The following is a 14,955-nucleotide window of genomic DNA, read 5'->3' on the forward strand; positions in this document are numbered from 1 at the left end:
GCATAGATATCCTGCAGGCCCATGGCCCCGTGCTGTCAAGCCGGCTCGAGCTTGCGTTCGAACACCGCCACCCCATCCAAGTCGCGCAGGGTGACGGTGAGTTCGCCGCTGTGTGCAGCGATGTTCACTTCGCCGAAAAACTGGTACCCGGCGAAGGGCGAGGCGTTTTGTTTCGCAGGTGCCTTCTGGAACACCACTTCCGGGCCGAAGGTGAGGTCCAGCGGGTTGGGGCCGAAGCTGCCGGCGTTCAATGGCCCTGCGACGAACTCCCAGAACGGGTCGAAATCCTGGAACGCCGCGCGATCGGGGTGATAGTGATGGGCCGCGCAGTAGTGCACGTCGGCCGTCAGCCAAACCGTGTTCTTCACCTGCTGCTGGCGCAGGTGGCTGAGCAATTCAGCCATCTCCAGCTCGCGGCCCTTGGCCGGCCCGTTGTCACCATTGGCAATCGCTTCCCAACGCCCTACCCCGGGGCTTACCTCGCCGTCGGGCACACCTAGGCCAATGGGCATGTCGGCGGCGATTACCTTCCATTGCGCGCGGGAGGCTGTCAGTTCTGCCTTAAGCCAATCCAATTGCTCACGCCCCATGAAGGCGCTGTCAGCATTCAGGGTTTCGCCCAGGTTGGCATCGTTGCCGCCACGGTAACTGCGCATGTCCAGCACGAACACATCCAGCGTGGGGCCGTACGGGATACGCCGGTAAACCCGCCGCCCCCCATCGCCTTGCTGCGGGCGCATCGGTGAATATTCCAGCCAGGCCTGGCGTGCCGGCGCCACCAACTGCTGGATGTCACGCGTGTGGTAACGCTCGTCCAGTTGCTTGCTGGGCGACCAATTATTCACCACTTCGTGGTCGTCCCACTGCCAGATCTGCGGCACCTCGGCGTTGAACCGGCGTACGTTCTCGTCCATCAAGTTGTAGCGGTAGTTGCCGCGGTAATCGCCCAATGTTTCGGCCACCTTGCTCTTGGCTTCGCTGGTGAGGTTGCGCCAGATGCGCCCGTCTTCCGTGGTGAGCTGCGCCGGTACCGGCCCATCAGCGTAAATGGTGTCGCCGCTGTGGATAAAGAAATCCGGAAGGCGCAGGCGCATGGCCTCATAAATGCGCATACCCCCGATGTCCGGGTTGATCCCGAAGCCCTGCCCCACGGTATCGCCGCTCCACACGAAGCGAATGTCCCGCGCCTGGGCAGGCACGCTGCGCAAGTGCCCGAACCATGGCTCGCTGGCTATACCGGTGTTGCCGTCTTCGAACCACAACCTATAAAAGATCGCCTGCCCCTGCGGCAGGCCGTTCAATTCCACACGGCCGGTGAAGTCGCTGCTGGCATCTACCAATGCCGAGGTCACCCGCCTCGGCTGGCTGAACACGCTGCGGGTATCCCACTCCACCACAAGCTTCGCGGGGCGGTCACAACGGCTCCAGATCATGGCCCGGTCACCGAGCGGGTCGCCCGACTGCACCCCATCGGTCACCTGCGGCCGATCCTTCACCGAGGCCAGCACCGCCGGGGCGAGGCCAGGCAGCAGCAAGCCTGCCCCCACGCCCTGAAGAAGGCGACGGCGGGCAATGGGGAATTCACTCATGGGGGTGCTCCTTCACGGGGTATGAAGGAGCCTAATAAACGGCACAAAGATGACAGCAACATGTACGGCCGGCCCAGGCATGCCCGGGCCGACCGCGGCTCAGGCGGCTTCGGGCACTGCCAAGGGGGCCGTTTCGGCTTTCTTGAGCAGGGCGTACACCACAGCAGTCAGCAGACTACCCGCCACGATAGCCAGCAGGTACAGCAAGGCGTGGTTGATAGCGTTGGGAATCAACAGCACGAACAAACCGCCATGCGGCGCTACCAGTTTGCAACCGAAGTACATCGACAGTGCCCCGGTAAGGGCCCCGCCCAGCATGGAAGCCGGTATAACCCGCAGCGGGTCCTTGGCGGCAAACGGGATGGCCCCTTCGGAAATGAAGCACAGCCCCAGAATAACCGCCGCCTTGCCCGCCTCCCGTTCAGCCTGGGCGAACTTGCTGCGCGCCAGCAGGCTGGCAAGGCCCAGGCCAATCGGCGGCACCATCCCGGCGGCCATGGTCGCTGCCATCGGGCCGGTAGTCTGCCCGGCCAGCAGCCCCACGGAAAACGCATACGCGGCCTTGTTGATCGGGCCGCCGAGGTCCACGCACATCATGCCGCCCAGCAGAATGCCCAGCAGCACCGCGTTGGTGGTGCCCATGCTGTTGAGGAAGTCTGTGAGGGCATGAAGCATTCCGGCGACGGGCGCGCCCACCACGTAGATCATCACAAGGCCAGTGAGCAGGCTCGCCAGCAAGGGGATGATCAGAATGGGCTTGAGCGACTCCAGGCTGGCCGGCAAGCGCGCCGCCCGGGTGATGCCCTTGGCGCTGTACCCGGCGATGAAGCCCGCCAGGATGCCGCCGATGAAGCCAGCGCCGAGCGTGCTCGCCAACAGCCCACCGATAAGGCCGGGGGCTAGCCCCGGGCGGTCCGCGATGGACCATGCGATGTAGCCTGCCAGCAAGGGCACCATGAGGGTGAACGCGGCATCGCCGATCTGCTTGAGGGCGGCAGGTAGCGTTCCCGGCTGCTTGAAGGCCTCGATCCCGAACACGAACGACAGCGCGATCAACAAGCCACCGGCCACGACCATCGGCAGCATGAACGACACGCCTGTGAGCAGGTGTTTGTACACGCCGCGTTTTTCCTGGCGGGCAGGCGCGGCGCCACCGGCCACTGCGGTACCTTCCACCCGCGCTTCGGCAAGGGCCTTGTTCAGCATGGCCTTGGATTGCTTGAGGGCAATACCGGTACCACAGCGGAAAATCCGTTTGCCGGCAAAGCGCTCCGTGGCCACCTCGATATCACAGGCCAGCAGCACCACGTCCGCGGCCGCGATGTCTTCGGCGCTGAGCGGGTTACGCGCGCCCACCGAGCCCTGGGTTTCAACCTTGAATGAATAGCCCAGCTGCGTTGCCGCCTGTTGCAGGGCCTCGGCCGCCATGAACGTATGCGCTACACCGGTGGGGCAGGCCGTGATCGCGACCAGCCGAGGCTGCTCGGTGGTTCTGGCCACAGGGGCTTGGGCGCCGGGCTCGTAGGGTCGCGCCTCGGCCATTGCACGGTCGAGGAACGCGTCCACGTTGCCCAGTGCTTCGGCCGGCGTGCTCTGAAATACCCGTTTGCCGCGCAGTCGGGAGAGGTCCACCGGGCCGGTGTTCACCACTAGCACCCAATCCGCCTCCTCGATGTTAAGCGGCGACAGGTGCCGTTCCGGATGCTGCGGATCGTAGATTTCCACGCAGGTACTCCAGCCCCTGCGCTGGGCGGCGCCATCGAGCAGGCGAGCACTGAGCACGCTGGAAATACGCCCGTTCGGGCAGGCGGTGATAATGGCGAGCTTCATGGCGACACCTCCTCGACAATTGCCAGGGGGCGAACGCTCACCCCACTTTCCAGCCCGGCCAACGCCGCGCGGTCAGCAATGCCGAACCCGATCTGGGTCACGGCCATGGCGGCAATGGCGGTAGCGGTGCGCAGCGTGTTCTCCGCGCTGGCCTCGGTCAGCAGGCCATGGACCATCCCCGCCAGCAACGAATCCCCGGCCCCTACCGTGCTCGCTACCGCCACCGTGGGTGGCAAAGCGTGCAGGGCAAGGCCAGGCCGGAACCAGCTCACGCCTTGGGCGCCCTGGGAAATCACCACGTGCTCGATACCGCGAGCATGCAGCGCCTTGGCGGCGGTGCCCTGATGGCCGAGGTGCTCGACGCAGGCGCCCAGCACTTCGGCCAGCTCGTCCGTGTTGGGCTTCACCAGCCAGGGCTGGCAGGCCAGGCCGGCCTTCAGCGCGGCGCCGCTGGTGTCCAGTGCTACCCGCACATTCAGCCCGCGCAAGGCGTCGAGCAGTTGCTGCAACCACTCCACGCTCACGCCGCGCGGCAGGCTGCCGGCCACGATCGCCAGATCATGCCCTTTGGCAATATCGGGCAACCGTGCCAGCAGGTCCGCCTGGGCCTCGGCGGATACCTCCGGGCCGGTGCCGTTCACATCGGTCACGCGCCCGTCACGCTCGGCCAGTTTGATGTTGCGACGGGTTTCGCCGGGCACTCGAACGAAGGCATCGGTGAAGCCGCGCTCGCGAAACAGCGTTTCGAAGCGTGCGCTGTTGTCATCGCCCAGAAAGCCGGTCACGGTGAGTTCATGGCCGAGGTCCGCCAATACCTGTGCCACATTCAGGCCTTTGCCGGCAGCGTGCACATGCAGTGCGTCGCCACGGTTCACCTCGCCGACTCGCAGGGTTGCCAACTCCACGGTAAGGTCAAGGGCGGGGTTGAGGGTAATCGTCAGTATCCTTGCCATCATGCATTCTCCACCAGGGCACGTACGTCGCCCGCACTCGCGGCTGTCAGCGCCTGCCGCGCCAGCGCTTGCGCCTTGGTCAGCGTGAGGGCGCGTACGCCCGCCTTCACTTCGGCGATGCTGCGCGCCGACACGCTTAGCTCGTCTACGCCAAGCCCCACCAGCAGCGGCACCGCCACGGGGTCGGCGGCCAGCTCGCCGCACACCCCTACCCACTTGCCATGGGCATGGGCGGCGCGCACGGTAATGTCGATCAGTTGCAACACGGCAGGGTGCAGCCCATCCGCCTGGGCGGACAGCGTAGGGTGGCCGCGGTCCATGGCCAGGGTGTACTGGGTAAGGTCATTGGTGCCGACGCTGAAGAAGTCCACTTCCGCAGCCAGCACGGGTGCCAGCAGCGCAGCCGAAGGCACTTCGATCATGATGCCTACCTGCAAATCCTCGACCGGATGCTCAAGGCGCAGGCGCTCGACCATTGCCCGCCCCTGGCGCCACTCCTCAGTGGTGGCCACCATCGGGAACATGATGCGCAGCGGGCGCCCTTTCCCGGCCTGCAGCAGGGCACGCAGTTGCGTTTCCATCACATCCGGGCGTTGCAACGTGAGGCGTATGCCGCGCACGCCGAGGAAGGGGTTTTCTTCGGCTGCGATCGGCCAGTAAGGCAATGGCTTGTCGCCGCCTACGTCCAGGGTGCGCACCACCAGCGGCCGCCCTTCCAGGCCGTCAAGCACGCGCAGGTATTCGGCGCGCTGGGTCGCTTCGTCCGGCGCTTGCGGGTGCGCCATGAAAATCAGCTCGGTGCGCAGCAGGCCAATACCTTCCGCGCCCTGCTCCACTGCTTTGGCCACGGCCGCCGCCTCGCCGATGTTGGCGAATACTTCCACGGCATGGCCGTCCTGGGTGACGGCCGGTTCGTGCCTTCGTTCTGCAGCAGCCGCCAGCCGGGCAGCACGCTCGTCACGCTCGGTACGGGCACGCACCAGTGTCGCCTCGGCCGGGGCCACGGTCGCCAGGCCGCGCTGGCCGTCGAGCAATAGGGTGGTGCCCGGGGCAATGCGCAGCACGGCCTCGCCTGCGCCCACCACGGCCGGAATGCCCAAGGCGCGGGCAACGATCGCGCTGTGAGCCGTTGCACCGCCACGGGCAGTGAGAATGCCGGCAACCCGGGCAGGGTCCAGGCGAGCCACGTCGGACGGCCCTACTTCGTCCATCACCAATACATACGGCTCATCCGGAGCCCGGCGGGCTTCTACCCCACACAACTGGGCAAGTACCCGGCGGCCGATGTCGCGCAGGTCGGCGGCGCGCTCGGCCAGTAACGCATCGTGCAAGGCCTCCTGGCGCTTGGCGGCCGTTTCGATCACGGCTACCCACGCGGCCTCGGCGCTGTCCCCTTGGCGCAAGCGCTGAGCCACTTCCTCCGTCAGGGCCGGGTCATCGAGCATTTCCAGATGGGTAATGAAAATATCCCGGATCGCTTGGGCGGCGCCGCGCTCGACCAGCTGTTGGATGTCTGTACGCACCGCGCCGACAGCGCCTTCCAGGCGGTGTTGTTCAGCGGCCGGGGACGCGCCGCGGGGTGCATAGTCAAAGTGTTCCGGCACGTCCACGTGCGCGGGGCCAATGGCAATGCCGGGCGCTGCCGCCACGGCGCGGAGGGTGGCGCCTGCCGCAGGGGCCGGAACATCGACGGGCACGCCTGGGGCTGCTTCCAGCGCCTCAGGCGTGGCAAGCGGCAAGGGTTCCACCTCTTCACCCAGCCCTTGCTCGATCGCTGCCAACAGCGCAGGCAAGGCATCCGCGGCAATGGAAGGCTCGGCTGCCAGTTCAAGCACCTGCCCGCGACGGGCGCCCAGGCTTAGCAGGCGGCTGAGGCTTTTGGCCGACACAGCCGGCTCGCCACTGCCCACCAGGCGCACGTGTATTTCACCTTCGAACCCTTTGGCCAACTGTGCGAGTTCTTTGGCGGGCCGCGCGTGCAGGCCGTGTGCGTTGGCCAGGGTCACCTGCACGCTGGGCCAATCCGGGGGTACATCGCCGCCCAACACTTCGAGCACGGCTCGGCTGTTGGCGGCATGGAACAGCTCTTCACCTCTACCGGCAATAAGCAGGGCACACAGCCGCTCAAGCAGCGCCTCATGGGCCTCACCCAGGCTGGCGAGGCAGAACAGCCCATTCACCGGTTGCCCGTCGTAGGCCAGCGGCCGCTCCGGGGTCACAAAGGCAAGGCCGGGCCGGCTCACATCTTGCTCACTGTGCAGCCACCACAGGCCCTCGCCCAGCGGCAAAGGCGCCAGCTGCTGCAGTACGCCAGCAAAGCCCGAGCTCACGCAATCAGCTTGGCGAAGCAAGCGAGCGCCGCGCCAAACCAGCTCTTCGAAATCCTCGACGGGCACGCTCAGCCCTACCATCTGGGCATCCAGGGCCAAGGCTTGTGGCGCGCCCTGTAGCAGCTTGAGCAGCGCTTCAGGCGTGCTCGCACGCCGCAGCGCTTCCCCCAGGTCGGTTTCACCCAGCGCGCGGGTCAGCAGCTGCAGCAGGCGCAGGTGTTCATCCGACTTGGCCGCGATACCGATCGCCAGGTACACCTGCTGGCCGTCGCCCCAGTCCACCCCTTCGGGGAACTGCAACAAGCGCACGCCGGTGGTGAATACCTGATCACGCGTGGCGGGGGTGCCATGGGGAATGGCGATGCCTTGGCCCAGGTAGGTCGACCCTTGCGCCTCCCGGCCTTGCAGGCCTTGCAGGTAACCTTCAGCCACCAGCCCATCGGCGACCAGCCGCTCGGCCAGCAGGCGCAACGCGGCAGGTTTATCGGCGGCAGCCTGCCCCATGGAAATCTGCTCTGAGGTGAGCTCGAGCATGCCTGACTCCTTTCATGCGCCGCTGGACGGGCGCTCAGGTATTGTTGTGAGTGTTTCAGTTCGCGAGGCTATTCTCATTAATTAACAATGCCCCGCCCTACCGCTGCGGCGTGCCGCTAAAGTTGAGACCCGCAGGACAGCACTTCATCGCGGATGCTCAAGCTGAAACGTTTAATCTATCAAGCAGCGAACGTTACTCGAATTCGCGCAGCAATGGAAAGCCCGCCGTCGGGCAGTATCGAATACGTGGCCCTGCCGCTCTGGCCCAGGATCAGCGACAATGCGGTCTGGCTCTGGCTTTTGAGCACAGGGGTGCCGGGCCGTCATACAAGGAACCTTTGCTTGAAACTCAGCGATATTGCTCGGCTGGCCGGGGTCTCGGTGACCACCGCAAGCTACGTCATCAACGGCAAGGCGGCGCAGCAGCGCATCAGCCAGACAACCGTTGCCCGAGTGCGCGCCGTCGTGGACGAGCACGGCTTCACGCCCAACCCGCAAGCCGCCGGCCTGCGCAGCCAGCGCACGCGCACGCTGGGCTTCATCCTGCCAGACCTCGAAAACCCCAGCTATGCGCGCATTGCGAAGATTCTGGAGCAACAGGCACGGGCGCGCGGGTATCAGTTGCTGATTGCCAGCTCTGACGACGACCCGGACAGCGAGCGGCAGTTGCAGAAGCTGTTCCGCGCCCGCCGTTGCGACGCGTTGTTCGTGGCCAGTTGCCTGCCGGCAAACGATGGCTGCTACCGCGAAATTCAAAGCCGCGGCACGCCGGTGATTGCCATTGACCGGCAGATGGACCCTGCCCAGTTCTGTTCGGTGATCAGTGATGATCGGGAGGCTTCGCGCCTGCTCACCGCCAGCCTGCTAAAGCCTGCGCCCCGGCATATCGCGCTGATCGGCGCGCGGCCGGAGCTGAGCATCAGTGAGGAGCGCGCGGGCGGTTTCAGGGAGGCACTGGCCGACTTTTCGGGCAAGGTGCTGGTGCGTGAGGGCGAGGCCTTCAGCCGGGAATGCGGGCAGCGCCTGATGAACGAACTGATCGCTGAACTGGGCGGCCTGCCCGACGCCCTGGTGACCACCTCGTACGTGTTGCTTCAGGGGGTGTTCGATGTTCTGAAAGACCGAGCCCCCGCCGAGCGCGCCTTGCGCCTCGGGACCTTCGGTGACACTCAGTTGCTGGATTTCCTGCCGCTACCGATCAATGCCATGGCCCAACAGCACGAACTGATCGCCACCCGTGCGCTGGACGTCGCGCTTACGGCACTGGAAGAAAAGCAGTATCGGCCCGGCTTGCATGCCATTCCTCGTACGTTCAAGAAACGCATCGACGAGTAGCCCGTGAACCTGGTGGACACTCACACGCATCTGGACTTTCCGGATTTCGACGCCGACCGCAGCCCGCTGCTGGATGCCGCGCAAGCGGCGGGCGTGCAGCGGGTGGTGGTGCTGGGGGTTCATCGCGCCAACTGGGACAGGGTATGGCGCATGGCAACACAAGACCCGCGCCTGTATGCGGCGCTGGGGCTGCACCCGGTATTTCTCGATGAGCATACCCAGGCGCATGTGGATGAACTGCGAGCATGGCTCGAGCGGCTCGCCGGGCACCCGCGGCTGTGTGCGCTGGGTGAATTCGGGCTGGATTACTACCTCAAGGACCTGGACCGCGAACGCCAGCAATGGCTGTTCGAGGCGCAACTTCAGATGGCGGTGGATTTCAACCTGCCGGTGCTGCTTCACGTTCGGCACTGCCACGCGGCGGTGATCGCCACGCTCAAGCGCTACAAGCTGCCCCGGCGCGGGGTGATACACGCGTTCGCTGGCAGCTGGGAAGAAGCTCGGGAATATCTGAAGCTGGGCTTCAAGCTCGGGCTTGGCGGCGCGCCTACCTGGCCCCAGGCGTTGCGCCTGCGCAAGGTAGTGCCCCGGTTACCGCTGGACTGCATCGTGCTGGAAACCGACGCCCCCGACATGGCCCCGAGCATGCACGCTGGCGTGCGGAACAGCCCGGTGCATCTGCCGGACATTTGCCGGGCGCTCGCCGAGCTGCTCGGGGTCAGCCCTGAACAATTGGCCGACGCCAGCAGCCGCAATGCCTATGAGGTGTTGGGCTGGCGGTAGAGCCGGATCTTCCCGGGCGTTGCCCGGTCCCACAGCGACCGGCCCCGCAGGGTTGTGTGTTTCAGGAAAATTATCCCCGATACAACAACGTCCACAAGGCGAACAGCGCGTACCACAACACCGCCGCCCGCTGCAGCAAGGCCCATAGCGCATCGAGGCCGGCCACGGGCTCGGCATCGCTGGCGGGCGTAGCGAGGTCTGCGGCCAGCCGGCCGGTGTGCGCCACAAACCGCGAAGCCGCGCCGTGCCAGTCCAATAGCTCATGCAGCATCCAGCGGCATACGGCCACAAAGTTACCCACCAGCGCGAAGCTTGCGGCCAACAGGCGGGCAGGCAGCCAGTCCAGGGCATGCCGCAGCAACAGCGCCCGTTCTGTCAGGGCCGGCGTTTCGCTGTGCTCGGCAACCAGTGCGGTCAGCCGATACGCCAATGCCAGCGCAGGGCCAAGCAGGCTGTACCAGAACACCACCGCGAAGAAGCTTTGAAACGCCTGCCACAGCAGCCATCCCTCGACCTGCTCGGTCAGCGCCTGCGGGCTTTGCGCGCTTACGCCCAGATCACGTTCGGCCACATGCAAGGCCGCCTGGGCGTCGCCGCGGCGCCAGGCGTCACGCAGCGGCCCCATGGCGGCCTTGGGCTCACCCCGGCCCAAGCTGTAAAGCAGCACCAGCAAGTGCACCGGCAATGCCAGCCAGCCGTAAGCAACCATGCCAAGTGCCCACAGCAACACGGCTATCAACGCCACCGGCAGGCCTACCAGCACTGCCAGCAGCCACCAGGGCCGTTGCTCGGCCCTCGGCTGGCGCTCCCGTGTTTTCAGTTCCCGGATCAGCCAGCCATCACGCTGAATGCGCGAGCGCCAGGCAGAAAACTTTTCGACCCATACAACGATCAGCAACACCAGAAAGCTCACGCGCGCCCCTCCTCGACAGGTGACAGGCTGGAAAGGTAACGAGGCCAGTCGAACGCCGGCCCCGGGTCGGTCTTGCGCCCCGGCGCGATGTGGCAGTGGCCTTGGATGCGTGAAGGCAGGATGGCCGGGTACACACTCAGCAACTGCTGGCTGAGGTGCCACAGGCTGGCGTACTGGGCATTGGTATAGGGCTGTTCGTCCGTGCCTTCCAGTTCGATCCCCAGTGAAAAATCGTTGCAGCCCTCGCGGCCATCGAACGTCGACACGCCCGCATGCCAGGCCCGGTCACGGCACGAAACAAACTGCGTGATTGCACCGCAGCGCTCGATCAAAAAGTGCGCCGAGACCGTCATCGCAGCAATGCTTTCGAAATAGGGATGCTCGGCAGGGTTTAGCTGGTTCTGGAAGAACTCGACCACCTTGCCCGTGCCGAACTGCCCCGGCGGCAAGCTGATGTTGTGAATGACCAGCAGCGACACTTCATCGCAGGGCCGCGTATTGAAGTTGGGCGAGGGGCAACGGCGCACGCCATCGCACCACCCGGTGACGGGATCCAGACGGACCTCATCGAGGCGCATAAGGGTTCCTTGCAGGGGCTTGGTTCAGGCGCGCAGTATGCCCTGTTCGGGCAACGAACGCAGCGCGCCGGCCAGCCGGGGCGTCAACTTTTCAGCTGGCGCAGCTTCCCTACCACGGCATCCAGGGCGCGGTCGAAAAGCAGGTTGTCATCGAGCACGCGTATGCGGCCTTGCTGGAACTCCAGCGCCAGCCCCATGCGGGTCTTTTCCAGTACTTTCATACCGGTGCGGTTGACGAACACGTACTTGCCCGTGCTTTCGATGATTGCCGTGAGCTTGCAGCGCAAGCGGGCATCGTCTTCCTCTTCCAGTTCTACCCATATGCCGGGCCGCAGGGCGTCTACCTGCTGCAGCGCCGGATCGCCCTCGTCTACTTGCGTGTCAGCCTCCCGAGGGGCGGATGGCTCACTGCCCCCCAACACGATCTCGTCCACCACTTGCACCATGGACGGATCGTTGGCCGGGTCCGGCAGGCTGGCGCCGAGCGTCTCACGCTGGAATGCCTGTACATGGAGGCTTTCGAGCTGGCTGAAAAACTGGCTGGTGGCAAAGGGGTCGAACGCCGAACTGGTAAGGCCTTCACGCAGGGACTTGAGCAGCCCCGGTACCAGTTCCAGCAAGCGGAGGCGGCTTTGGGGGTCGTCGTGCGGTGCCACGCTCCAGATCAGCTGGTCCATGGTCGCCAGGCCGGCTTTCCACTCTTCCGAGCCTGCGCCGTGCTTGAGCCAGGTCAGCAACAGGAATTTGCTCCAGGCCTCCTCCAGCAAGCGCACCACCATCTGTGGCAAAGTCTTGCCCATCAGCCGGCGGTTCAATTCGTACTGCACCTGCATCCGGGCCATTTCAGCCCTCGCCCTGCCTTCCTCGGCATCGCGGGTGCGCTGTTCCAGCAATTCGCTACGGCGGCGCTCCTCGCCCGTAAACGCGAGGAAGTCCACCAGCAGTTCGGAGAACAGCGCCGGGTCGTCCACGAAGTCGTTGAGCAGGCGCTGCACAATCTGTTCGATGCGGGCATGCAGCGCATCGCGCTGGGATTCATCCCGAGTGCTCCAGCCCATGGCGGCACTGGCGATCTCGTTCAACAAGCGCCTTGCCGGATGAGCACCACGGCTGAAGAAGCTTTTGTCGAGCACCGCGACCTTGAGCATGGGGATCTGCAAACGGCCGATCAGCGCTTTGAGCGAATCCGGCAAGTTACGGTCGTCCAGAATGAACTCGAACAGCATTGCCACCAGGTTGATGACGTCCTCATCCACGCCCCCAACTACGCGGAACTTGCCGCTTTTTACGCTTACCCGCGTGAGCAACTGCTCCAACTGGTAGCGAAGGTCGTAGTCTTCGTGGCTGGTTGGGTGGGTGGGTACGTATTGCTGCAAGTGCGACAGCAGGCGAAGCAGGTCGTTGGTGGAGATGGGCTGCGCCTCTACCGGGGTATCGAGCTTGGGAGCGACGCTGCCGCGTACGGCGTGCAGCAGGTCCTGAAGGGCAGAGAACACCTCCCGAACGCTTTCATCCAGAGGCGCCTGGGTTTGCGCGGGCTGACGGCCAACTGGAGCGTGGGGCGATGCCTCCGCCTCCCGCTTTCGGGCGCTGGCAGGGCGGTCTTCGGCCCGGCGGCTAGGCGCGGCCTTCAGCTCTGGAAGAATACCCGTGGCGATCAGCAACTGGTTGGCGTCGGCGTAGAGATGATCAGTGTCGCTGAGCACATACTTGTCGAACAGCTTGAGAATGATCAGCTTGACCTTTATTTCCACGCCCAGGCTGCGCCCGGCCTGCAGAAAAAAGTCACACAACATGGCAGGGCCCAACGGGTTGCTGTCGTCGGTCAGCTTGCGGGGCACCAGCGTATTCAGGCGAGTAGTGAGCTGGCCGAGGGCCAGGCCATCGCGGGCCAGTACCTTGCCCACCATGGCGTCCAGCGCCACCGTGCGCTCGAGTTCGTCATGGGGGACCAGCGCCAGCTTGTCATAGGCCACCGTAGGGGAAGGCATGTCCCCTACTTCGTACTGGCCGATGCGCACGAACGATTCATAGAATTTTTCCAGAAACCCGCGCTCAATATTCTTGCGCTTGAGACGAAGGTCACGCATGGCTTCGAAAAAGGTGTTCTGGTCCACATTGTTCTGAGCCTTGTCAGCCATCTCGAACAAGGTGTCATCCGCGTTATCGAACAACGCCTGCAGGCCGTCCTTGAGTTGCTGCGCGGCTTTATCGCGCACCTGCAACAGCACGACCGGCAAGCGGGCAAGAGGGGTCACCGCCGCCTGGTCGGCAGGTACCTTGAGGGGTACCACTTTGCCATCTGTGGGCATGGCGGGCTCCTGGTAAGAAAGGTCGGGCACTCGATATACAAAATTGTCCAATGCACTGCCCCTGGCAGACCCATTGCAGCAAGGCTGTGAAGAAAGAAGCCTGCCGAACTTAGCTACCACGAGCATGAATCGCCAAAGTTGTGACGTCAATTACTAGACGTGCTGCATTGTGAACCAGATCCCGAATGCCGAAGAGGGCGCTGATTCACCAATGGCTGAATGACGCATAGACCGCGCTGAATGGGAAAAGCTCCCAGCCACCTCCTAAAAAAACCAAATTGCCGGTCCGCCTGCTTGCGGGGTACGCAGCAGCAAGTCACTGCCCTATAATCGCCCCCGAATTTGCCCCCGGAGTGTTTCATGCCGAACGTACGGATCGCTGACCTGGTTGCGGAAATCGAAGCCAATGTGCGGCGCGCACTGCTTGAAGACGTAGGTGCCGGCGACATCACTGCGCAGTTGATTCCGGCCGAGCGGCTGGCGCGTGCCAGTGTGATCACCCGTGAAGCCTGTACAGTGGCCGGCACGGCCTGGGTCGATGCGGTGTTTCGCCAACTGGACCCGCGCGTTGCGGTGCACTGGCAAGTGGTCGATGGAGACCGCGCCCTGCCCGGCCAGGTGCTGTTCAGTGTAGAAGGCCCAGCCCGCTCGTTGCTGACCGGCGAGCGCTCGGCGCTGAACTTCCTTCAATTGCTGTCTGGCGTGGCCACGCGCGCGCGGCACTATGCCGATCAGGTCGCTCACACGCAGGTGCGCCTGCTCGATACACGCAAAACCCTGCCCGGGTTGCGCCTGGCGCAAAAATACGCCATCACTTGCGGCGGCTGTGATAACCACCGTATCGGCCTCTATGATGCTTTCCTCATCAAAGAAAACCACATTGCAGCCTGTGGCGGTATTGCTGCTGCCATTACGGCCGCCCATGGCATCGCCCCAGGCAAGCCAGTGGAGGTGGAGGTAGAAAGCCTCGATGAGCTGAACCAGGCATTGGCTGGCGGTGCAGACATCATCATGCTCGACGAACTGAGCCTGGCCGACATGCGCGAGGCCGTGCGCCTTGTCGCAGGCAAAGCCAAACTCGAAGCCAGCGGTGGCATCAACGACAGCACGTTGCGTGAGGTAGCGGAAACGGGGGTGGATTACATCTCCATCGGTACCCTCACCAAGGATGTGAAGGCGGTCGACCTGTCGATGCGCCTGAGCCTGTAAGCGGCCCCGGCCGCATTTTCTTTCCCATCGATAAGGGTGCTATGGACATCGGGCCACGACTGAAAATGGTGCGTGAACGCCACCAGCTCTCCCAGCGAGAACTGGCCCGGCGCAGCGGCGTTACCAACGCCACGATTTCGCTGATCGAACAGAACCGCGTCAGCCCTTCGGTGAGCTCGCTAAAAAAGCTGCTCGAAGGCATTCCCATGTCGCTGGCGGACTTTTTCACGGCCGATGAAGTGCCTGTGGAAAACCCGCACATTTTCCGTGCAGCTACCCAGCCAGACCTCGGCCGCCACGGCGTACGCCTACTGCTGGTGGGGGCAACCGTGAAAAATCGGGAAATGCGCATGCTGCGCGAGCTGTACGCGCCTGGCGCAGACAGCGGCGAGCCCATCGTTCACCCCGAGGGGGAGGAATGCGGGCTGGTGACGCGAGGCACCATCGAACTCACCATCAATGGCGAGGTGAGCATTCTGCAGCCGGGGGATGGTTATTACTTCCCTACCACCCTGCCGCACAGCTTCAAGAACATCGGGCCGGACGAAGCCGAGATCATCAGCGCCAATACCCCGGCCAACTTCTGAAC

11 protein-coding genes are annotated in these 14,955 nt (G+C 64.3%); 4 read left to right on the forward strand and 7 right to left on the reverse strand.

The features are described 5' to 3' along the window. Positions 1-35: 35 nt before the first annotated feature. The 4 genes from AC3Z8Y_RS20355 to ptsP all read right to left on the reverse strand — a co-directional run bounded on the left by AC3Z8Y_RS20355 (position 36) and on the right by ptsP (position 7,236). Positions 36-1,589 carry an alkaline phosphatase D family protein gene (locus AC3Z8Y_RS20355; protein WP_490087321.1) on the reverse strand — a complete coding sequence of 518 codons (1,554 nt, stop codon included), beginning with the start codon at positions 1,587-1,589 and terminating at the stop codon, positions 36-38. A gap of 99 nt (positions 1,590-1,688) precedes the next feature. After that, positions 1,689-3,419 carry a PTS fructose-like transporter subunit IIB gene (locus AC3Z8Y_RS20360; RefSeq protein ID WP_490087322.1) on the reverse strand — a complete coding sequence of 577 codons (1,731 nt, stop codon included), beginning with the start codon at positions 3,417-3,419 and terminating at the stop codon, positions 1,689-1,691. Beyond that, positions 3,416-4,372, reverse strand: a complete 957-nt coding sequence (gene pfkB, locus AC3Z8Y_RS20365) for a 1-phosphofructokinase (RefSeq protein ID WP_490090057.1) — start codon at positions 4,370-4,372, stop codon at positions 3,416-3,418. Before pfkB ends, AC3Z8Y_RS20360 begins: the two co-directional genes overlap by 4 nt. Further along, positions 4,372-7,236, reverse strand: a complete 2,865-nt coding sequence (gene ptsP, locus AC3Z8Y_RS20370) for a phosphoenolpyruvate--protein phosphotransferase (protein WP_490087323.1) — start codon at positions 7,234-7,236, stop codon at positions 4,372-4,374. The genes pfkB and ptsP overlap by 1 nt, the downstream gene beginning before the upstream one ends. A 342-nt stretch (positions 7,237-7,578) precedes the next feature. Between ptsP and cra the strand changes: the two genes are divergently transcribed. Both cra and AC3Z8Y_RS20380 read left to right on the forward strand, forming a co-directional pair. After that, entirely contained in the window at positions 7,579-8,571 is a 993-nt protein-coding gene (gene cra, locus AC3Z8Y_RS20375; protein ID WP_490087324.1) for a catabolite repressor/activator, read from the forward strand. A 3-nt stretch (positions 8,572-8,574) separates the two neighbouring features. Then, the gene (locus tag AC3Z8Y_RS20380) at positions 8,575-9,354 is read left to right on the forward strand and encodes a TatD family hydrolase (RefSeq protein WP_490087325.1); all 780 of its coding nucleotides are present in this window, start codon (positions 8,575-8,577) and stop codon (positions 9,352-9,354) included. Between the two features lie 70 nt (positions 9,355-9,424). Here AC3Z8Y_RS20380 and ampE read toward each other — a convergent pair whose 3' ends face one another. The 3 genes from ampE to AC3Z8Y_RS20395 form a co-directional block, all read right to left on the reverse strand. Further along, positions 9,425-10,267, reverse strand: a complete 843-nt coding sequence (gene ampE / locus AC3Z8Y_RS20385; RefSeq protein ID WP_490087326.1) for a regulatory signaling modulator protein AmpE — start codon at positions 10,265-10,267, stop codon at positions 9,425-9,427. Then, positions 10,264-10,845 (reverse strand): 1,6-anhydro-N-acetylmuramyl-L-alanine amidase AmpD, encoded by a 582-nt coding sequence (gene ampD, locus AC3Z8Y_RS20390; protein WP_490087327.1) that lies wholly within the window; start codon positions 10,843-10,845, stop codon positions 10,264-10,266. The genes ampE and ampD overlap by 4 nt, the downstream gene beginning before the upstream one ends. A gap of 83 nt (positions 10,846-10,928) precedes the next feature. Then, a complete protein-coding gene (locus tag AC3Z8Y_RS20395; protein WP_490087328.1) occupies positions 10,929-13,157 on the reverse strand; it encodes a DUF1631 domain-containing protein in 2,229 nt (742 codons plus the stop codon). Positions 13,158-13,517: 360 nt separating this feature from the next. Between AC3Z8Y_RS20395 and nadC the strand changes: the two genes are divergently transcribed. Together nadC and AC3Z8Y_RS20405 are read left to right on the forward strand one after the other, a co-directional pair. Next, positions 13,518-14,366, forward strand: a complete 849-nt coding sequence (gene nadC / locus AC3Z8Y_RS20400) for a carboxylating nicotinate-nucleotide diphosphorylase (RefSeq protein ID WP_490087329.1) — start codon at positions 13,518-13,520, stop codon at positions 14,364-14,366. 41 nt (positions 14,367-14,407) lie between these two features. Then, on the forward strand, positions 14,408-14,953 hold the full coding sequence (locus AC3Z8Y_RS20405; RefSeq protein WP_181115581.1) for a cupin domain-containing protein: 546 nt from the start codon (positions 14,408-14,410) through the stop codon (positions 14,951-14,953). The last annotated feature ends 2 nt before the right edge of the window (positions 14,954-14,955 follow it).

The sequence above is a fragment of the Pseudomonas sp. 3MAES_34.3B genome, assembly GCF_058145875.1.